We start from the raw sequence: 20,773 nt of genomic DNA on the forward strand, positions 1-20,773 counted from the left end.
GACTGATACGCCCTCTTCGCGAGCAAGCTCGCTCCCACAGGTTCAAGCGGTGGGGCAGTGGCTTTATTTTTTGTCGCGAATCGAGAAGTTGGCCATGTGTTCCAGACCCTTGATCAGCGCCGAGTGGTCCCAGTTGCTGCCACCGATGGCCGCGCAGGTGCTGAATACTTGCTGGGCGTTGGCGGTGTTCGGCAGATTGATGTTCAGCTCCTTGGCGCCTTGCAGGGCCAGGTTCAGGTCCTTCTGGTGCAGGCTGATGCGGAAGCCCGGATCGAAGGTGCCCTTGATCATGCGCTCGCCGTGTACTTCGAGGATCTTCGACGAAGCGAAACCGCCCATCAGCGCTTCACGCACCTTGGCCGGATCAGCACCGTTTTTCGAGGCGAACAGCAGCGCTTCAGCCACGGCCTGAATGTTCAGCGCGACGATGATCTGGTTCGCCACTTTGGCGGTCTGACCGTCGCCATTGCCACCGACCAGAGTGATGTTCTTGCCCATGGCCTGGAACAGCGGCAGGGCGCGTTCGAAGGCATCGGCGTCGCCACCGACCATGATGCTCAGGGTCGCAGCCTTGGCGCCGACTTCACCACCGGATACCGGGGCGTCGAGGTATTGCGCGCCTTTCTCGTTGATCTTCTTGGCGAATGCCTTGGTGGCGGTCGGCGAGATCGAGCTCATGTCGATCACGACTTTGCCTTTGCCGATGCCGGCAGCAACGCCGTCGGCGCGGAACAGCACGTCGTCGACCTGCGGGGTGTCCGGGACCATGACGATGATGAATTCAGCTTCCTGCGCCACTTCGCGCGGGTTGGCCAGAGCGACGGCGCCAGCGGCCACCAGGTCGGCTGGAGCGGCGTCGTGGTGCGCCGACAGGAACAGGCTGTGACCGGCTTTCTGCAGGTTCGAAGCCATTGGGTGGCCCATGATGCCGGTGCCGATAAATCCGATTTTAGCCATGAGAAAATCCTCTTGTTTTTGTCTTGCTCAAGCGAAATAGGGGGTGTTGCCTTGGGTGGGAGCGGGCTTGCTCGCGAATGCGGTGGAACATTCAATATCCGTGTTGACTGAACCACCGCATTCGCGAGCAAGCCCGCTCCCACAAGGGTTTTGCAGTGCTGTCAGATTGCGTTGTGGCTCTTGAGCCAGCCGAGACCGGCCTCGGTGGTGGTCAGCGGCTTGTATTCGCAACCGACCCAACCCTGGTAACCGATGCGATCCAGGTGTTCGAACAGGAAGCGGTAGTTGATTTCACCGGTGCCCGGCTCGTTGCGCCCCGGGTTGTCCGCGAGCTGCACGTGGTTGATCTCGCCCAGGTGCGATTGCAGGGTGCGGGCGAGATCGCCTTCCATGATTTGCATGTGATAGATGTCGTATTGCAGGAACAGATTGGCGCTGCCGACCTGCTCGCGAATCGACAGGGCTTGCGCCGTGTTGTTCAGGTAGAAACCCGGGATGTCGCGGGTGTTGATCGCTTCCATCACCAGTTTGATACCGGCCGCCTGCAGCTTGTCGGCCGCGTATTTGAGGTTGGCGACGAATGTCTTCTCGACGGTTGCGTCATCAATGCCTTGCGGACGGATACCGGCCAGGCAGTTGACCTGGGTGTTGCCCAGCACCTGCGCGTAGGCAATCGCCAGATCGACCCCGGCGCGGAACTCTTCAACGCGATCCGGCAGACACGCGATACCGCGCTCGCCCTTGGCCCAGTCACCGGCCGGCAGGTTGAACAGCACTTGGGTCAGACCGTTGGCATCGAGCCTGGCCTTGATTTCGGCAGAGCTGAAATCGTACGGGAACAGGTATTCCACACCACTGAAACCGGCTTTGGCGGCGGCGTCGAAACGGGCAAGGAAATCCTGTTCGGTGAACAGCATGGACAGGTTGGCTGCGAAACGCGGCATGGTGGTCTCCCGTAAATCTTGTGAGGATCCCCCTTGTGGGAGCGGGCTTGTGTGGCGAGGGAGCTTGCTCCCGCTGGGTTGCATAGCAGACCCAGGATTTTCAGGGCCGCTTCGCGCCCCAGCGGGAGCAAGCTCCCTCGCCACATGGCCCGCTCCCACAGGGAGAGCGGTCAGCAGTTAATCAAGCAACGAAATCGCCGTTGGCGCGTCGTTGCCGACCAGTGCCAGGTCTTCGAATTCGTTGACGGCGTTGATCTCGGTCCCCATGGAGATGTTGGTCACACGCTCCAGGATGATCTCGACAATCACCGGTACCTTGAACTCTTCGATCATCTGTTCGGCCTTGCGCAGGGCAGGGGCGATTTCCGATGGTTCGAACACCCGCAGGGCCTTACAGCCGAGGCCTTCGGCGACTGCGATGTGGTCGACACCGTAACCGTTGAGTTCCGGCGCGTTCAGGTTATCGAAGGACAGCTGCACGCAGTAGTCCATTTCGAACCCGCGCTGGGCCTGACGGATCAGCCCCAGGTACGAGTTGTTCACCACGACGTGGATGTAAGGCAGTTTGAACTGAGCGCCGACCGCCAGCTCCTCGATCATGAACTGGAAGTCATAGTCCCCCGACAGGGCCACGACTTTCCGGCTCGGATCGGCCTTGACCACGCCCAGCGCCGCCGGAATGGTCCAGCCCAACGGGCCGGCCTGACCGCAGTTGATCCAGTGACGCGGCTTGTAGACGTGCAGGAACTGCGCGCCGGCAATCTGCGACAGACCAATGGTGCTGACGTAGCAGGTGTCCTTGCCGAACACCTGGTTCATCTCTTCGTAAACGCGCTGCGGCTTGACCGGTACGTTGTCGAAGTGGGTCTTGCGGTGCAGGCTGGCTTTGCGTTGCTGGCAATCCTGCAGCCAGGCGCTGCGGTTTTTCAGCTTGCCGGCGGCTTGCCATTCACGGGCGACCTCGATGAACACGGTCAGCGCGGCAGCAGCGTCGGAAACGATGCCCAGGTCCGGAGTGAACACGCGGCCGATCTGCGTGCCTTCGATGTCAACGTGAATGAACTTGCGGCCTTCGGTGTAGACGTCGACCGAACCGGTGTGACGGTTGGCCCAACGGTTACCGATGCCCAGTACCACGTCGGATTTCAGCAGCGTGGCGTTGCCGTAACGGTGCGAGGTCTGCAGACCGACCATGCCGACCATCAACGGGTGATCGTCCGGAATGGTGCCCCAGCCCATCAGGGTCGGGATCACCGGAATACCGGTCAGCTCGGCGAACTCCACCAGCAGATCGCTGGCGTCGGCGTTGATGATGCCGCCGCCGGCCACCAGCAATGGACGCTCGGCCTGATCCAGCAGGGCCAAAGCCTTCTCGACCTGAATCCGGGTCGCGGTTGGCTTGGCCAGCGGCAGCGGCTGGTAGGCGTCGATGTCGAATTCGATTTCAGCCATCTGCACGTCGAACGGCAGGTCGATCAGCACCGGGCCTGGACGGCCGGAGCGCATTTCGTAGAAGGCTTTCTGGAACGCGTAGGGCACCTGGCCCGGCTCCAGAACCGTGGTCGCCCACTTGGTGACGGGCTTGACGATGCTGGTGATGTCGACGGCCTGGAAGTCTTCCTTGTGCATACGGGCGCGGGGTGCCTGGCCGGTGATGCAGAGGATAGGGATCGAGTCGGCCGAGGCGCTGTAGAGCCCGGTGACCATGTCGGTACCGGCAGGGCCGGACGTACCGATGCACACGCCGATGTTGCCGGCCTTGGTGCGGGTGTAACCCTCGGCCATGTGTGACGCGCCTTCGACGTGGCGAGCGAGGACGTGATCGATGCCACCGACTTTCTGCAGGGCGGAGTACAGCGGGTTGATCGCAGCACCCGGAATGCCAAAAGCGGTATCAACCCCTTCACGGCGCATCACCAGAACGGCGGCTTCGATTGCTCTCATTTTGCTCATGGTTTTGTGCCTCTTTACGTTTTGTAATTGTATACAAGTGGCTTTGCGCAGAGTGTATTCACGGCGGACGGCGCAGGTCAATCCATTTTCTCAAGCGTCTGTTTCATTCGTCGGAAGCCGGTTTTGCTGTGGCTTTTCGTCGCATGTGGCGCCTTTCGAGAATTATTGTATACAAAAAAATAATTCATTGTGTTCTATTTGTGGCATCGGTCTGCGGCACTTGAGCGCAGCCCCACGACTTTCCCAATAACAAAATGAGGACGGCACCATGAGCGCTTTAACCTTGAAAGTCGCAGTCAACCTGGTCAACCAGGCCATCAGCACCGGGCGTGGCATCAACGCCGCGCCGCTGACCATCGCGGTACTCGATACCGGCGGCCATCTGATCACCCTGCAGCGTGAAGACGGCGCCAGCCTGCTGCGCCCGAACATCGCCATCGGCAAAGCCTGGGGCGCCATCGCCCTGGGCAAGGGCTCACGCCTGCTGGCGCTGGACGCCCAACAACGCCCGGCGTTCATCGCCGCACTCAACAGCATGGGCCAGGGCAGCGTCGTCCCGGCCCCGGGCGGGGTGTTGATTCGTGATCAGGCGGGAAATGTGCTGGGCGCGATCGGGATCAGCGGCGATCTGTCGGATATTGATGAGCAGGTGGCGATCAAAGCGGTGGAGGCGCTGGATTTGAGGGCGGATGCGGGGGTGGCGGCTTGATTTTGTAGCGTCTGAACTGAAGTCTTCGCGAGCAAGCTCGCTCCCACAGCTTTGTGTTCTGACACATGAAGTGTGAACACCTCAAATCCACTGTGGGAGCGAGCTTGCTCGCGAAGGCGATTCAACGGACACATCTGGCTAACAGTCTTGACGCTTCCTCCCCGTGTGCAGATCTAACCTTTCAGGTCATCTCTTGAAAGGTGCAAAGGAATGCCGAAACTGTCCGCTTCACATCGCTTGCGCTTTGGTCGTTACGACGAGCCCCACCGAATTTATCTACTGACTGCCAATACCCTATATCGCGAACCCGTTTTCCGCGATTTTGCGTTGGGCAGGTTGGTCGTTGCCCAATTTCGAAGCGCCCAAGAGCAGGGCTTTGCCGACTCTTTGGCGTGGGTAGTTATGCCTGACCACTTTCATTGGTTGATCGATTTGAAGCGAGGTTCCTTAAGTGACCTGATGCAACGGACAAAATCCTTAAGCGCGCGGGCAGTGAATCTGGCTGCGAAAAGAGAAGGCAGTTTATGGCAGCAAGGATTTCACGATAGGGCGCTACGGCGAGAGGAGGATCTGGTGAAAATAGCGCGATATGTCGTGGCCAACCCATTGCGGGCAGGTTTAGTGCAGAAGCTTGGCGACTATCCGCTGTGGGATGCCATTTGGGTCTGACAGTCAAACCTGGTCGCTCCATTCGCGAGCAAGCTCGCTCCCACATTGGATCTGCGGCGTTCACAAATCCCCGTGGGAGCGAGCTTGCTCGCGAAGCGCTCAACGAGGTCTATCAGTCCGGCTCACACCCCTTCAACACCAACCGAATGATCGTCTGCGCCGCCGCCTCGTAATCCGCCTCGTCCAGTTTGTCCTTGCCGGTGACCGCAGAGATCTGCCAGTCGAAGTCGGCGTAGGTCTGGGTCGCGGCCCAGATGCTGAACATCAGGTGGTTGGGGTCGATCGGGGCGATCTGGCCGCGGTCGATCCAGCTCTGGATGCAGTCGATGTTGTGCTTGGCCTGGCTGTTGAGCTGCTCGACCAGGTCGGCGCTCAGGTGCGGGGCGCCGTGCATGATTTCGCTGGCGAACACCTTGGAGGCGAAGGGCAGGTCGCGGGAGATGCGGATCTTCGAGCGGATGTAGCCACTGAGCACTTCGCTCGGCACGCCGTCCGGGTTGAACGGAGTCGAGGCCTGCAGGATCGGCACGATGATGCTTTCCAGGACCTCGCGGTAGAGGTTTTCCTTGGACTTGAAGTAGTAGTAGACGTTGGGCTTGGGCAATCCTGCCTTGGCGGCGATGTCGCTGGTTTTGGTCGCAGCGAAGCCTTTGTCGGCAAATTCCTCACTGGCGGCACGCAGGATCAGTTCTTTGTTGCGCTCGCGGATTGTGCTCATAAACCCGGTGGTTCCTTGCCTGTTCTGGCGGTTGCGCATGGTAGCACCGGCCTCGCGCAGCGCTCAAGAATGCCCCGGCAAGGGGGCGGACGGACTTCGCTGTCTCGGGGCTGAACGAACCTGCAGATCTTTGGGTGAACTCGGGAGGCGCTGCTAGAGTTCAAGGCAGCGATCAAGCCATTGGCCAGGGATTTGCCTTGTATGGCCGGGCTTCACTTTCAATTGCCGTGTGTGATTGTCGGCCTGTTCGAGTGAAATACCGTGGAAAAACGCAGACGCAGCAAAATCGCCTGGGCCATCGTTGTGCTGGGGCTTGTATTGCTGGCAGTGGTGCTGTGGCTGTTCCTCGCGTCGAACCAGCGCAAGCCCAAGCCACCGCCGCCGGCCGAGCCCGTGGCAACGGTCGCAGTCAAGTTGCAGGATGTGCCGGTGTACATCGACGCCCTCGGCACCGTCACCCCGACCCGCAGCGTGACAGTGATCACCCAAGTCGACGGAATTTTAAGCTCGGTCGAATTTCAGGAAGGCCAGCAGGTGCGCAAGGGCCAGGTGATCGCCCGCATCGATGACCGCGCACTCAAGGCGCAATTGGCGGTGGCCAAGGGTACGCTGATGCACGACCAGGCGTTGCTTGCCAACGCCGTGCGCGATCTGGCGCGCTATCGCGAGCTGATCAAGGTCGGTTCCACCACCCAGCAAACCCTCGATACCCAGGCCTCTCTGGTGCAGCAACTGCAAGGCACGGTCGCTTCCGATCAGGGCAGCGTGCAGAACCTCGAAGTGCAATTGAGTTATTGCACCATCACCTCGCCGGTGGATGGCGTGGTCGGCCTGCGTCAGGTCGATCCCGGCAACTACGTGACCACCACCAGCACCACCGGGATTGCGGTCATCACCCAGATGACCCCGGCCACGGTGGTGTTCGCCGTGCCCGAAGATGATCTGGGCGCAATCAATCAGGCCATGGCCAAGGGGCCGGTGACGGTGCTGGCCTACGACCGCAACAAGCACAATCTGCTGGCCACAGGCAGTCTGCTGGCGCTGGACAACCAGGTCGATACCAGCACCGGCACGATCAAGGTCAAGGCGCAGTTTGATGATGCGGGCAAGGCGCTGTTCCCCAATCAGTTCGTCAACGCGCGACTCAAGGCCGACACGCTGACCCAGATCAGCGTCGTACCGACTCGGGCGATCCAGCACGGCAGCAAGGGCGATTTCGTGTTCGTCGTGGCCGATCCGGGCAACAAGGTCAGCCTGCGCAACATCAAGACCGGCCCGGCGACGGGGGACGTCTCGGCAGTGCTCGACAACGGCGTGAAGGCCGGTGAGCAGGTGGTCACCGAGGGCGCCGACAAACTCGACGATGGCTCTGCGGTGAAAGTCGTCGCGCAGTGAGGAGGCGCCTAACATGAACGTCTCGCGCCCCTTCATCGAACGCCCGGTCGCTACCACGCTGTTGATGGTGGCGGTGCTGTTGCTGGGCATGCTCGGTTATCACTTGCTGTCGGTGTCGGCGTTGCCCGAAGTGGATTACCCGACTATCCAGGTCTTCACTCAATACCCCGGCGCGAGTCCCGAGGTGATCAGTTCGTCGATCACCGCGCCGCTGGAGCGTCAGCTCGGCGAGATGCCGGGCCTCAAATCGATGAACTCCACCAGCTCCGACGGCGCTTCGGTGGTGACCCTGCAATTCGATCTGTCGTTGTCGCTGGATGTCGCCGAGCAGGAAGTGCAGGCCGCGATCAACGCCGCCGGCACGTTCCTGCCGGCCAACCTGCCGTACCCGCCGGTGTACAGCAAGGTCAATCCGGCCGACGCGCCGGTGCTGACCCTGTCGCTGACCTCCGACGTGCTGCCGCTGACCAAGGTTGAAGACCTTGCCGACACGCGGCTGGCGCAGAAAATTTCGCAGATCACCGGCGTCGGCCTGGTCACCATCAGCGGCGGTCAGCGCCCGGCGGTGCGGGTCGAGGCCAACACCTCGGCGCTGAACAATCTCGGTCTGTCCCTCGACGACCTGCGCACCTCGCTGGGCACGGCCAACGTCAATCAGGCCAAGGGCAATATCGACGGCAAATATCAGGCGTATTCGATCGGCACCAACGACCAGTTGCAGTCGGCCGAGGAGTACCGCGACCTGGTGATCGCCTACAAGAACGGCGCGCCGATCCGTCTGTCGCAGATCGCCAGTTCGACCCAGGGCCCGGAGAATCCACGCCAGGCCGCGTGGACCAATAGCACGCCGTCGATTGTCCTGAATATCCAGCGTCAGCCCGGCGCCAACGTGATCGACGTGGTTGACCGTGTGCAGCAACTGTTGCCCAAGTTGCGCGCCAGTCTGCCGGCGACGCTCAAGGTCAACGTGCTCACCGATCGCACGCAAACCATTCGTGCCTCGGTCACCGACGTGCAGTACGAACTCGGTGTGGCGGTGTTGCTGGTGGTGATCGTGATTTTCCTGTTCCTGCGCAATCTCCCGGCGACGATCATTCCGGCGGTAACCGTGCCGCTGACCCTGGTCGGTACGCTTGCAGTGGCCTATGGGCTGGGCTTTTCGCTGAATAACCTGACGCTGATGGCGCTGACCATCGCCATCGGTTTTGTGGTCGATGACGCCATCGTCATGATCGAAAACATCACCCGTTACATCGAGGCCGGCGACTCGCCGATGGAGGCTGCGCTCAAGGGCTCGGAGCAGATCGGCTTCACGATCATTTCGCTGTCGGTGGCGCTGATCGCGGTGATGATTCCGCTGCTGTTCATGGGCGACGTGGTCGGGCGATTGTTCCGTGAATTTGCCATGACCGTGGCGGTGACCATCGTCATCTCGGCGCTGATCACCCTGACCCTGACGCCAATGATGTGCTCACGCATGCTCAAGCACAGGCACGAGGAGCGCCGGGTCGATTTCTTCGACCGGATCAACGGCTATTACGTCAAAGGCCTGGACTGGGTGTTGCTGCACCGCGGGCTGACGCTGATTTCCATTGTGTTCACTGGAGCACTGACCCTGCTGATCATCGTGGTGATGCCCAAGGGCTTTTTCCCCGAGCAGGACACCGGGCTGATCCAGGGTATTTCCCAGGCCTCGCCGACGATTTCCTTCCAGCAGATGCAGATCGAACAGCAACGGCTGGCCGCACGGATTCTGAAAGATCCCGCGGTGGCCAGCCTGTCGTCGTTCGTCGGTATCGACCAGACCAACCCGACGATCAATCAGGGCAACCTGCTGATCAACCTCAAGCCCCACGGCGACCGCGACAGCAGCGCGGCAGTGATTCGCCGGCTCTCGGACGCCAACGCCGACGACGCCGGGATTCGCCTGTACCTGCACAGCGTGCAGGATCTGACGCTGGACGCCACGGTCTCGACCACCAGCTACCGCCTCGGCCTGCAAGCCACCGACCCGGATGAGCTGGAGCAGTGGACCAACACATTGCTGGCGGCGATCAAGCAGGACCCGATGTTCACCGATGTGCAGAGCCAGGCGATGCAGTTCGGCAATCAGATCCAGCTCAACTTCGACCGCGCCACCGCTTCACGTCTGGGTATCACCCCGCAGGCCATCGACGATGTGCTGTACGACGCCTTCGGCCAGCGTCAGGTATCGACCATCTACACCCAGCTCAACCAGTATCACGTGGTGATTGCCACTGATCATCCGCCGCACAATCTGGCCGATTTGCTGACCGGGCTCTACGTCGATATTCCCGGCGGCGGGGTGGCGCCGCTGTCCAGCATGGCGACCATGCAGGTGATTCGCGCGCCGGTGACCATCAACCGCCTCGGGCAATTTCCCTATGCCGACGTGTCGTTCAACCTCGCCCCCGGCCAGACCCTTGGTGCTGCGGTGACCCGGCTCAACGAGATCGAAGCCAAGGCCGGCCTGCCGCTGTCGGTGCAGGCCAATCTGGAGGGGGCGGCGGCGACGTTCGAGGCGTCACTGTCGAATCAGGTGTTTCTGGTGCTGGCGGCGATCATCGTCGTGTACCTGATGCTGGGCATTCTCTACGAGAGCTTCGTGCACCCGGTGACGATTCTTTCGACCTTGCTCTCGGCAGCGCTGGGCGCGCTGCTGGCGTTGCTGATCACCGGCACGCAGTTCGATATCATCGGCCTGATCGGCATCGTGCTGTTGATCGGGATCGTGATGAAGAACGGCATCATGATGGTCGACTTCGCGCTGGAGCTTGAGCGCGAGGGCGGACTCGATGCCGTGGCGGCGATTCGTCAGGCGGCCGAGCTGCGTTTTCGGCCGATCCTGATGACCAGCATGGCCTCGCTGTTTGGCGCGGTGCCGCTGGCGCTGGGCACCGGGATCGGTTCGGAGCTGCGTCATCCGCTGGGCATCGCGATCATCGGCGGGCTGCTGCTCAGTCAGTTGTTGACGCTGTTTTCGACCCCGGTGATTTTCCTCGCCATGCACAGTCTGGAGCAGCGTTTCACTCGGCGCCGGCCAGCGCTGGTCGAGGCCTATCGCGATGAACCTTAGCGCGCCGTTCATCCAGCGCCCGATCGCCACCACGTTGCTGGCGGTGGGGCTGGCGCTGTTCGGCGTGTTGGCGTTCAACCTGCTGCCAGTGGCGCCGCTGCCGGAAGTGGATTTCCCCACCATCAGCGTGCGCGCTTCGTTGCCCGGCGCTGATCCGAGCACTGTCGCATCGTCGGTGGCGACGCCGCTGGAGCGGCAGTTCGGGCAGATCGCCGGGGTCACTGAAATGACCTCGTCGAGTTCGCTGGGGGCGACGCGCATCACCCTGCAGTTCGACCTCAACCGCGACATCGACGGCGCCGCCCGGGACGTGCAGGCGGCGATCAACGCGGCGCGCAGCAATCTGCCGAGCGACCTGTCCGGCAACCCGACCTACCGCAAGGTCAACCCGGCCGACTCGCCGATCCTGATCCTCAGCCTGACCTCCGACACCGCGACACGCGGACAGATGTATGACGTGGCCTCGACCCTGCTTGAGCAACGCCTGTTGCAGACCACCGGGGTCGGCGACGTGACGGTGGGCGGCGCGGCGCTGCCGGCGGTACGCATCGAGCTCAACCCGGATCGGCTCAACCGCTATGGCGTCAGCCTCGAACAGGTGCGCCAGGTGATTCAGGCGTCCAACGTCAATCTGCCCAAGGGCACGGTGGCGCTCGGCGCTCAATCCTATGGCCTCAAGGCCAACGACATGCTCTATCAGGGCGCCGATTACGGGCCGTTGGTGGTGAAGAAAAACAATGGCGATCTGGTGCGCATTTCCGATCTGGGCGACGTCACCGAAGACGTCGAAGACCTGCGCAACTTCGGCCTGTCCAACGGCAAACCAGCGGTGCTGCTGGTGGTGTTCAAACAGCCCGGGGCCAACGTCATCGACACCGTGGATGCGGTGAAGGCCGACCTGCCGTTTCTGCAAAGTTCGATCCCTTCGGCGATCAAGATCAACATCCTGATGGATCGCACCACCACCATTCGTGCGTCGTTGCATGACGTGGAAATGACCCTGCTGATTTCCATCGCACTGGTGACGCTGGTGACGTTCGCGTTCTTCCGCGACTGGCGCAGCACGCTGATCCCGGCCATCGTCGTGCCGTTGTCGCTGCTCGGCACGTTTGGCGCGATGTACTTTCTCGGCTATAGCCTGAACAACCTGTCGTTGATGGCACTGACCATTTCCACCGGGTTTGTGGTGGACGATGCGATCGTGGTGGTCGAGAACATCATGCGCCATCTGGAGAAGGGCGAAAGCCGTGTGCAGGCGGCGCTGGCCGGGGCACGCGAGGTCGGCTTCACGGTGATGACCATCAGTGTGTCGCTGGTGGCGGTGTTCATTCCGTTGCTGCTGATGGGCGGCATAGTCGGGCGACTGTTTCGCGAGTTTTCGATTTCGCTGTCGGTGGCCATCGTGATTTCGATGCTGGTATCGCTGACCGTGACGCCGATGCTCGCCAGCGTGCTGCTGCGCACCAATGAGCAGGCTGGGGACGGCGAAGATCACCCGGATTCGCGCTTTCACCGCTTCTATGACCGCACCCTGGGCTGGGTGGTGGAGCATTCGTTCCTGATGGGTTTGCTGACGTTGCTGGTGATCGTGCTGGCGTGCGTCCTGTACGTGATGGTGCCCAAGGGCTTTTTCCCGCAGGAAGACACCGGGCGCATGTCCGGCAGCATCATCGCGGCGCAGAGCATTTCCTTCGGGGCGATCCAGTCGAACTTCAGCGAGATCAACCAGAAGGTGCTGAGCAATCCGAACGTGGCCACCGTCGGTGGTTTTGTCGGCGGTGGCGGCGGGATCGGCGGTGCGGTCAACAGTGCGCAGTTGTTCATCACCCTCAAATCACTGGCCGATCGCAAGGACAGCGCCGATCAGGTCATCGGGCAGATTCGCCGCACCCTGGGCGACATGCCCGGCACGCGCCTGTACCTGCAATCAGCGCAGGACATCACCGTTGGCGGGCGGCAGAGCGGGGCGCAATATCAGTACACGATGACCGCCGATGACCAGAGCACCCTCGATGAATGGGTGCCCAAAGTCGTGGCGGCGCTGCACACCTTGCCGCAACTGACCGACATCAACACCGATCAGCAGGACAACAGCCTGATGGCCAGCGTGACCGTCAATCGTGATGCGGCGGCGCGACTGGGCGTGAGCATGTCGGCCATCGACCAGACGCTGTACGACGCGTTCGGCCAGCGTCAGGTCTCGACCATCTACCGCTCCGCCAACCAGTACCACGTAGTGATGGAAGTTGCGCCGCCGTACTGGGCTGACCCGGCCACCCTGAAAAATGTCTACGTGCCGGTGGGCACGGCGGCCGTCACCACCAGGGGCACTGCGGCGGCGCCGAACCTCAGCGCCACCGCCTCGCAACCGTTGGTGCCGCTGTCGGCTGTTGCTGATTATTCGGTGGGGCGCACAGCGATTTCGATCAGTCATCAGGGCACCTTTCCAGCGGTGACCGCTTCGTTCAACCTCGCGCCAGGCGTATCCATCGGTCAGGCGACGGCGTTAGTTGAAAACGCCGTGAAGCAATTGCGCATGCCGGCCAGCGTGGTCGGCCAGTTCGCCGGCACCGCGCAGGTGTTCCAGTCTTCGGTGGCCAGTGAACCGTTGCTGATCGTCGCGGCGCTGCTGTCGGTGTATGTCGTGCTGGGGATGCTTTACGAGAGTCTGGTGCATCCGCTGACGATTCTTTCGACCTTGCCCTCGGCCGGGGTCGGTGCGCTGATCGCGTTGCTGCTGACGGGGACTGAACTGTCGATCATCGCGCTGGTGGGGGTGATTCTGTTGATCGGGATCGTGAAGAAGAACGCGATCATGATGATCGACTTCGCCATCACCGAGCGCCGCGAATTCGGCCTGAGCGCGAAAGAAGCGATTCGCCGCGCCTGTCTGATCCGTTTCCGGCCGATCATGATGACCACGCTGGCGGCAATTCTTGGCGCGCTGCCGCTGGTGCTCGGCACCGGCTATGGCTCGGAGCTGCGCCGACCGTTGGGGATTTCGATCATTGGCGGCTTGCTGTTCAGCCAGTTGCTGACGCTGTACACCACGCCGGTGATCTACCTTTGGCTGGATCGGGCGTCGCAGCGCCTGAAGCGTAAGGAGCAATAGATGAAACGTCGCAAATCCCCTGTGGGAGCGGGCTTGCTCGCGAAGGCGTCGGGTCAGCCAGCATTGATGGTGAAGGTGAAATCGCTTTCGCGAGCAAGCCCGCTCCCACAGGGGCGAGTGCTGGCATTGATCATGGCGCTGTTGTTGAGTGGCTGCATGGTCGGTCCGGATTATCAGAAGCCGGCCATGGAACTGCCGACCTCCTTCAAGGAAGGCACCCAATGGCAACGCGCCCAGGCCAATCCGCAGGGGGCGCTGGACAGCCAGTGGTGGCGGATTTATCAGGATCCGATACTCAACGATCTGGTCGAACGCTCGGCCAGGGCCAACCCGTCGATCATTGGTGCCGAAGCGGCGTATCGACTGGCGCAGGCACAAGTGGCATCGAGCCGCGCCGGGTTGTGGCCGACGGTGGGCGTGGGCTTGTCCGGCGCGCGCGGGGTCGGTGGCGGGGCCAGCGGCAGCACCACCAGCGGCTTGACCGGCACCAGCAGCAGTGGCGGCACCGTCGAGCAATCCGTCAGCGCGACCTTGAGCGCCAGTTGGGAGCCGGATCTGTGGGGCCAGGTGCGGCGCGGCATCGAGTCGAGCCAGGCCTCGCTGCAATCGTCCGATGCCTTGCTGGCCGGGGTGCGGCTGTCGATTGGAGCGAGCGTAGCGACCAATTATCTGGGGCTGCGGCAACTGGATATCGACATCGATCTGTTGCAGCAACAGCAGACCATCAACCAGCAACTGCTGACGATGATCCAGGCGCAAACCGTGCAGGGTACGGCGACCAACGATCAATTGCTGGTGGCGCAGGATCAATTGAGCACGGTGATTGCCGCGTTGCAAACCGCGCAGCGTTCACGCGAGCAGGCCGAGCATGCATTGGCGGTGCTGGTGGGCGTGGCGCCGGCGCAGTTCAATCTGCCCAAGGCGGCCGACTATCAGTTCACTACGCCGATGCCGCCGCCGGTGCTGCCCTCGAATCTGCTGCTGCGGCGTCCCGATGTGGTCTCGGCCGAGCGCCTGGCAGCAGCGGCCAACGCGCGAATCGGCGTCGCCGAAGCGGCGTTTTTCCCGACCCTGAGCCTGACCGCCGAAGGCGGTTTTCGCGGCACGGCGCTGGGCGGTCTGTTCTCGGTGCCGAACCGCATCTGGACCCTCGGCCCGGCGCTGGCCGAAACGATTTTCGACGGCGGCGCCCGCGAAGCCGCCAAGCAGGAAGCCGAAGCCACCTACGATCAGGACGTGGCGAATTATCGCGGCACGGTGCTCGGTGCGTTGCAGAACGTCGAGGACAACCTGTCGGCGATCAATCACCTGCACACCCAGGCGCAGGCCTACGAGCAGATGTTCCAGCGCAATCAGCAATTGTTCGGCAGCCAGCAGGCGCAACAGCGCGCGGGCACGGTCAGCCAGCAAGCGGTATTGACTCAGCAATTGGTGCTGTTGCAGGCCGAGCAGAACCTGCGCGACACGCAAGGTTTGCTCAGTCAGGGCAGTGTCGCGCTATTCCAGAGCCTGGGGGGTGGCTGGCAGGTGCCATAGCGTCTCGCTCCAGTGAGTGCGGCGCGGTATGCTGCGCGGCATTATTCACATAAGGAAACAAGATTCATGGCAGGAAGCAGTTTGCTGGTGCTGATCGACGACATTGCCACCGTTCTGGACGATGTGGCGTTGATGAGCAAAATGGCCGCCAAGAAGACCGCCGGGGTGCTCGGTGACGACTTGGCGCTCAATGCCCAGCAAGTCTCCGGCGTGCGCGCCGAGCGGGAAATTCCCGTGGTCTGGGCGGTGGCCAAGGGCTCGTTTCTCAACAAGCTGATTCTGGTGCCTTCGGCGTTGGCGATCAGTGCGTTTGTGCCGTGGCTGGTGACGCCGCTGTTAATGGTCGGCGGCGCCTATCTGTGCTTCGAAGGCTTCGAGAAACTCGCGCACAAGTTCCTGCACAGCAAGGCCGAAGATGACGCCGGACATGCGCAATTGACCGAGGCCGTGGCCGAGCCGAGCACCGATCTGGTGGCTTACGAGAAGGACAAGATCAAAGGCGCGATCCGCACCGATTTCATCCTTTCGGCGGAAATCATCGCCATCACGCTCGGCACCGTGGCCGACGCTTCGCTGACCCAGCAAGTGATCGTGATGTCCGGCATCGCCATCGTCATGACTGTCGGTGTTTATGGTCTGGTGGCCGGCATCGTCAAACTCGACGACCTCGGCCTGTGGCTGACGCAGAAACCCGGTGCCGCAGCGAAAAGCATCGGCAACGCGATCCTGCGCGCCGCGCCGTACATGATGAAAGGCCTGTCGGTGATCGGCACGGCGGCGATGTTCCTGGTCGGCGGCGGCATCCTCACCCACGGCATTCCTGCGGTGCATCACTGGATTGAAAGTGTGGGGGCGGCGTCCGGTAGTGTCGGGTTTGCAGTCCCGGTGCTGCTCAATGGCGTGGCCGGGATTATTGCCGGGGGCGTGGTGTTGCTCGCGGTGAGCCTGATCGGCAAATTGTGGAAAGCTGTGCGGGCGTAAGGACGCCCGCAGGTGTTCATGCCGGGCGATCAGCGCTCTTCAGCAGATGCTTCGACAGGTAGTGCGCGACGGCTTCATCGGTGTACCGGCCGATGATCTCCGCTTCGGGCAGTGCCTGTCTCAACTCGGCATGTGCGTTGCCCATCAGCACGCCTTTGCCGACCCCGGCCAACATGTCGGCGTCGTTCATGGCGTCACCAAACGCGATGCAGGCCTGAATGGGCACGTTGAGGAATTCGGCCAGTTGCTTCAGGGCATTGCCCTTGGAGACGTCTCTGGCCATGACCTCCAGGCACCATGGAAAGGTGAATACCGTGCCGATCTGATCGCCCAGCCGTTGTTCCAGCCGCGCCTGCAGCCTGAGCAGAGCGTCATGATCCTTGCTGCGCTGAAAGAAAAACACTTTCTGCACAGCCTGCAGCGGCAGATTCTCGCTCGCGCAGAGTGTTGGCTGGAAGTCCGGGTTCTGGCTGAAGTCCTTCAGGTTTTCGTCTTCTCGACTCATCAGCCAGCCGGATTGGCAGTAAAGGTTGATGGTCAGGTCGGTGTCGGCGCGGGTTTCCTCGAGCAATGTCTGAACAACGGCGGTCGATAATTCCGCGCTCAGTGAAAGCCCGCCGCAGGCGCTGGAAATGCGCGCGCCATTGGCGGTGATCAGGTGAACCGGCGGTGACTGACTGTCGAGCAATGACTCGACGTCCGTCTGATGCCGACCCGTCGCCAGCACGATGTGATGACCTGCGCGGTTCAGGCTGTGAATCACGCTTTTGGTAAAGGCACCGAAAGTATCGCCTGGCAGCAGCAGCGTGCCATCCAGGTCAGAAGCAATAAGCAAGTACATCATGACTCCTCGGAAGGGATCGCCTGCCCACCCGATTGCCGCCTGTGCGGACAATCGAGTGGCGTCGCAAGGCTACAGGCGTTCGAGCAATTTCAGCGATTGGGCTTTGGTGAAGGTCATGCGTTCTTCCAGCCGGTGATTGTCCTTTTCGTAGTAGATGCTCATGTCGGCATGCTCCTGCGGGACCGGAACAATGCGGTCGATCATCGGCAAGGTATCCATCAGCAACTGACGGGCGTATCCCATCGCGCGGGTATAGGTGTCGATCACTTCCTCGAACTCAGGGTAAATGCAGAAGGCCACCTGATTGAGGATCGGCCCCTCGTCTATGCCTTCGCTGATCTCGTGCAGCGTTGCCCCATGCATCCCCTCGCCGTTCTTCAAGGCCCAGTTGACCGGGCGTACGCCGCGATATTTGGGCAGGTAAGAAAGGTGCAGATTGATAATTTTCTTGCAGCAGTCGATGAAGCGCTTGGGCAATATCCGCTTGTGGAAAATGACCAGGCAGAGGTCGCAGACGAAGGTGCCGTCTGCATAACCTGGCAGGTCTTCGATCCGACCGCTCTCGATCACCTCGATGCCGTGCTCCCGACAATACTCGATCAACGTCCGTTCGGTACTGACCGGCTCGAAAGGATCGGCCACCACGTACGACACCGTATGTTCGGGAGACGCGTTGAAGTATTCACAGGCGAAGATGGCCAGTTCGCCCTTGCCGCAAATCACTACTTGCTCAGGCGAGTTCAACGGCGTTCTCCTGCGCTTGGCTGCTGGTAACTTTCTGCGCTGCCAGGTCCTGCATCACGTTGCTCAAGGCCTGGATCAATCGGGCGTTTTCCTCAGGCGTTCGGCAGGACACGCGGAAGTACTTGTCGGAGTCGGTATTGCGTTTGCCCGAGCACTCCTTGATGTACATGTGGTGCTTGTCCAGCAACAACCTGGAAATGGTCTGGGCGTCAGCGTAATGAGCCTTGCAGTAAATGAAGTTTGCTTCGGTCTTGAAGCCGCTGATGCCCTCGATGGCGTCCAGCGCCTGTTGAAAGGCGCGCGTGTCGCTGATGACTTGTTGGCAGCTGGCCAGGTATTCCTGCTGGTATTGCGGCAGATGCAACAGGAACTCCTCGGCAAAACCGTTGATGTTCCAGATCGGCAGCAGCGAGTTGATCAGCGCCAGCAGGGTCTGGTTGGCACTGGCCAGGTAGCCGATGCGAATACCGCCAATACCGAAGGTTTTGCTCATGCTGCGAATCACCACCAGGTTGGGGTGTTCGTCGAGCACGTTGAGCAAGGTGCTGTCGGCGTGGCTGGAGAAATCGAGGAACGACTCGTCGACGATCAGTGAGATATCCAGTTCCAGCAACTGCACGGCGAGCGCCGACAGCGCCGAGGCGGGTGTCAGGGCGCCGGTCGGGTTGTTGGGCGATTCGATGATCACCACCTCAGGGCGCTGTTGCCGGCAGGTCGCGAGCAGTGCATCGATATCGATGGCGAAATCGTCCTCCTCCCGCGTGTAGTGGCAGAGCGTGCGCTGTTCACCGAAGACGTTGGCGTATTCGTTGAAGGACGGCACGGTCACGAGGGCGCTGCCGGCATACACGGACGGAAGCAGCTTGATGATTTCCGCTGCGCCATTGGCCACACACAGGTGTCTTGGGGAGACACCGAGGAATTCGCAGAGTGACTCCTCGATGAGTCGTCTGGCGCCGGGGTAGTTGAGGAAGATGTGATCGAAGTTGTCCTTGATCTTGTCTTTCATCTGCTGTGGCGGGAAATGGAAGTTGTAGATCAAGGCGAAATCCAGCATCGGGTAGCGCCAGTAACCGCCGTGGCGGTTCTGGACGAAACCGAGGCGGTCACGACTGGTAATGTAGTTGCAGATCGTCAGGTCGTAGTAGTTGTCGACCTCATACCATTCGGTTGCCGGGACAATGACGGTCTGAATATCCCACTTGCCCTCAAGCGAAGCTTTTTTGAATACGTCTTCGTAGTAGGCGTTGAGGTTGTTTTTTCTGACGTTGCTGGCGAGTTGTTTTTTGATGTGCTCGGCGAACGCGGCTGACCCTACCTGGTACAGGTTGACGGTCTTGTATTGCCCGTCACGGGGCTCATGGCCGACGTCCTTGGTCGAGCCGAAACCTTGCAGTCGGGTCTCTTCGAGGACGGCGTAAGTGCCTTCCATGTTCTTGCCAAGCGGCGACACAAGGGCGACCAGATCCCCCGGTTGCTGCAGCAACTGTTGCAGGCTGGAGGCCGAGAAATAAATGTCACCCTCGATGATCAGGGTGTTCTGCGTAATGTGTTCGCGGGCCAGGTACAGCGAGTAGATGTTGTTGGTCGTCGCCCAGTCCGGGTTGCTCACGAATTCGAAGGTGATGGCGGTGTCCATCGCCCGAAGATGCGCGGTAATGGTCTCCGACTGATAGCCGATCACGACGACCACGTGTTTGATACCCAGCGTTTCGAGGTTGTTCAGGGCGTTGTCGATGAACGCGATATTGTTGGTCTTCACCAAGGGCTTGGGCGTGTGGCGTGTGCGCTTGCCCAGGCGGCTTCCGCGCCCGGCGCAAAGAATGATGGCTGTCTGATTATTCATTGTAATTTCCTTATTTAACGAAAATGAGTCCGGGCACCACGTGCTGGTACATCCACACACCGTCGATCCTGCCGTGAAAGCTCTCCTCGCCGCCGCTGTCGCCACCCGTCTTGATCCCGGCCCCCAGGCCGAATGTATGGAAGTTTTCCAGTACTCGACCTTCGCGGGTGACCGGGTTGAGTTGCTGGTTGGTGAGCAATCCGAAATCGTCCTGTTGCAGGTCCAGCGCCGTGCCATCGACATCCAGTATCGGCACCAACCCGGCCTTGTACCCGGTGCTGTGGATCAGCAGGTCCGATTGCGCGATCAGGTTCAGCACCTGATCGGCAGAGGCCTGTGCGATGTCAACGATGTTCAGGTTGCGGATCAGGCCTTGTTTGATCTTGCGAGCGAATTCGAACGAGTCATATCGCAGGCCCGAATAACGATTGACCCTTTGGCTGGCCTGGCAGATATCGGCATCGACGAACGGATAGTGCTGCTCGCGCGCGGAGGCGGGGGAGTCGAAGAACAGCCTGAAATCGCGCTTGGTCAGCAAGGTGATGGTGCCTGGGAAATCCAGTTGCTCCACCAGGCGGATCAGGCAGGAAACGGCGCTGTGCGAAGAGCCGACAATGGCCAGGTTGGTGTATTCGCCACTTTGCAGCGCCTGGTCGTGTTCGCCCTTGAGCAGCGCGTCCGAATTGATGTTGTGCCGGGGGTGCTGCACGGTGGCTTGATTCAGTCGGCCACCGATGTTGAAGATGATTTTCTTGCACATCGCCTGTACGCGCTGGCCATCGAGCAGATAGCTGACGCAGTAGTGACCCTGCGCGGTCAGACGGATTTCGCAGACGGTCGACTGGGTGGAAATTTCGAAACGTTTGTAGAGCGCCTGGTGCCGGGCCACATAGGTGCCGATGTGTTCGAGGAAGCGCCCGACATGACGCAACTCTACCGCCTCGCTCCGCCGCTCGGTGAAATACGCCCATTCTGGCGTCCCCTGCAGGAATCGACTCAGGTCGTCGGTGCGGTCCTGGAATTTTTCCAGAAAGACCCCGCCAAGCGAGTTGGCAGTGATCCGGTATTGACCGATTTCGCCGCTGCCCAATGTGCTGGATTTCTCAAGTATCAGGCAGCGCTGTATCTGTTCATTCTGAATAAGATCAGGCAATAGCGAGACGTTGGCGGGGCCAGCGCCGCATAGGATGAGGTCATAAATCGGCGTATTCATGATGTTTTCCTGAAAGTCGAGAAGTTCGAGAATTGGGTGTTCTTTAGGCAAAGAG

General features: G+C 60.9%; 15 protein-coding genes. 7 read left to right on the plus strand and 8 right to left on the minus strand.

Annotated elements, in window-relative coordinates; genetic code table 11:
• Window positions 1-63: 63 nt before the first annotated feature.
• From V9L13_RS00695 to gcl, 3 genes are all read right to left on the minus strand, one after another.
• Entirely contained in the window at window positions 64-957 is an 894-nt protein-coding gene (locus tag V9L13_RS00695; RefSeq protein WP_003222962.1) for a 2-hydroxy-3-oxopropionate reductase, read from the minus strand.
• 161 nt (window positions 958-1,118) lie between these two features.
• Complete coding sequence (gene hyi / locus V9L13_RS00700; RefSeq protein ID WP_338801166.1) at window positions 1,119-1,901, minus strand: hydroxypyruvate isomerase; 783 nt, start codon at window positions 1,899-1,901, stop codon at window positions 1,119-1,121.
• A 177-nt stretch (window positions 1,902-2,078) separates the two neighbouring features.
• Window positions 2,079-3,854: a glyoxylate carboligase gene (gene gcl / locus V9L13_RS00705; RefSeq protein ID WP_003222966.1), complete on the minus strand. Its 1,776-nt coding sequence runs from the start codon at window positions 3,852-3,854 to the stop codon at window positions 2,079-2,081.
• Between the two features lie 268 nt (window positions 3,855-4,122).
• Here gcl and V9L13_RS00710 point away from each other — a divergent pair, with 268 nt between their 5' ends.
• Both V9L13_RS00710 and V9L13_RS00715 read left to right on the plus strand, forming a co-directional pair.
• Entirely contained in the window at window positions 4,123-4,563 is a 441-nt protein-coding gene (locus V9L13_RS00710) for a heme-binding protein (protein ID WP_003222968.1), read from the plus strand.
• Window positions 4,564-4,773: 210 nt separating this feature from the next.
• Window positions 4,774-5,232 carry a transposase gene (locus tag V9L13_RS00715; RefSeq protein ID WP_338801167.1) on the plus strand — a complete coding sequence of 153 codons (459 nt, stop codon included), beginning with the start codon at window positions 4,774-4,776 and terminating at the stop codon, window positions 5,230-5,232.
• A 112-nt stretch (window positions 5,233-5,344) separates the two neighbouring features.
• Here the strand turns inward: V9L13_RS00715 and V9L13_RS00720 are convergent, their stop codons facing one another.
• Window positions 5,345-5,950: a TetR/AcrR family transcriptional regulator gene (locus V9L13_RS00720; protein WP_007969638.1), complete on the minus strand. Its 606-nt coding sequence runs from the start codon at window positions 5,948-5,950 to the stop codon at window positions 5,345-5,347.
• Between the two features lie 261 nt (window positions 5,951-6,211).
• Between V9L13_RS00720 and V9L13_RS00725 the strand changes: the two genes are divergently transcribed.
• The 5 genes from V9L13_RS00725 (at window position 6,212) to V9L13_RS00745 (ending at window position 16,071) form a co-directional block, all read left to right on the plus strand.
• A complete protein-coding gene (locus tag V9L13_RS00725; RefSeq protein WP_338801168.1) occupies window positions 6,212-7,345 on the plus strand; it encodes an efflux RND transporter periplasmic adaptor subunit in 1,134 nt (377 codons plus the stop codon).
• 13 nt (window positions 7,346-7,358) lie between these two features.
• Window positions 7,359-10,442, plus strand: a complete 3,084-nt coding sequence (locus V9L13_RS00730) for an efflux RND transporter permease subunit (protein WP_201138371.1) — start codon at window positions 7,359-7,361, stop codon at window positions 10,440-10,442.
• Window positions 10,432-13,554: an efflux RND transporter permease subunit gene (locus tag V9L13_RS00735; RefSeq protein ID WP_338801169.1), complete on the plus strand. Its 3,123-nt coding sequence runs from the start codon at window positions 10,432-10,434 to the stop codon at window positions 13,552-13,554. Before V9L13_RS00730 ends, V9L13_RS00735 begins: the two co-directional genes overlap by 11 nt.
• 132 nt (window positions 13,555-13,686) lie before the next feature.
• Entirely contained in the window at window positions 13,687-15,090 is a 1,404-nt protein-coding gene (locus tag V9L13_RS00740) for an efflux transporter outer membrane subunit (RefSeq protein WP_338801170.1), read from the plus strand.
• A 66-nt stretch (window positions 15,091-15,156) separates the two neighbouring features.
• Window positions 15,157-16,071 (plus strand): DUF808 domain-containing protein, encoded by a 915-nt coding sequence (locus V9L13_RS00745; RefSeq protein WP_338801171.1) that lies wholly within the window; start codon window positions 15,157-15,159, stop codon window positions 16,069-16,071.
• A gap of 16 nt (window positions 16,072-16,087) precedes the next feature.
• Here the strand turns inward: V9L13_RS00745 and V9L13_RS00750 are convergent, their stop codons facing one another.
• From V9L13_RS00750 to V9L13_RS00765, 4 genes are all read right to left on the minus strand, one after another.
• On the minus strand, window positions 16,088-16,912 hold the full coding sequence (locus tag V9L13_RS00750; protein ID WP_338801172.1) for a Cof-type HAD-IIB family hydrolase: 825 nt from the start codon (window positions 16,910-16,912) through the stop codon (window positions 16,088-16,090).
• Window positions 16,913-16,984: 72 nt separating this feature from the next.
• The gene (locus tag V9L13_RS00755) at window positions 16,985-17,659 is read right to left on the minus strand and encodes a formyltransferase family protein (RefSeq protein WP_338801173.1); all 675 of its coding nucleotides are present in this window, start codon (window positions 17,657-17,659) and stop codon (window positions 16,985-16,987) included.
• Complete coding sequence (locus tag V9L13_RS00760) at window positions 17,646-19,505, minus strand: aminotransferase class I/II-fold pyridoxal phosphate-dependent enzyme (RefSeq protein ID WP_338801174.1); 1,860 nt, start codon at window positions 19,503-19,505, stop codon at window positions 17,646-17,648. Before V9L13_RS00760 ends, V9L13_RS00755 begins: the two co-directional genes overlap by 14 nt.
• 10 nt (window positions 19,506-19,515) lie before the next feature.
• Window positions 19,516-20,718, minus strand: coding sequence for a hypothetical protein (locus tag V9L13_RS00765; RefSeq protein WP_338801175.1), 1,203 nt, complete (start codon window positions 20,716-20,718; stop codon window positions 19,516-19,518).
• Window positions 20,719-20,773: the final 55 nt, after the last annotated feature.

Origin of the sequence: Pseudomonas sp. RSB 5.4 (genome assembly GCF_037126175.1) — a bacterium.
GTDB lineage: Bacteria > Pseudomonadota > Gammaproteobacteria > Pseudomonadales > Pseudomonadaceae > Aquipseudomonas > Aquipseudomonas fluorescens_H.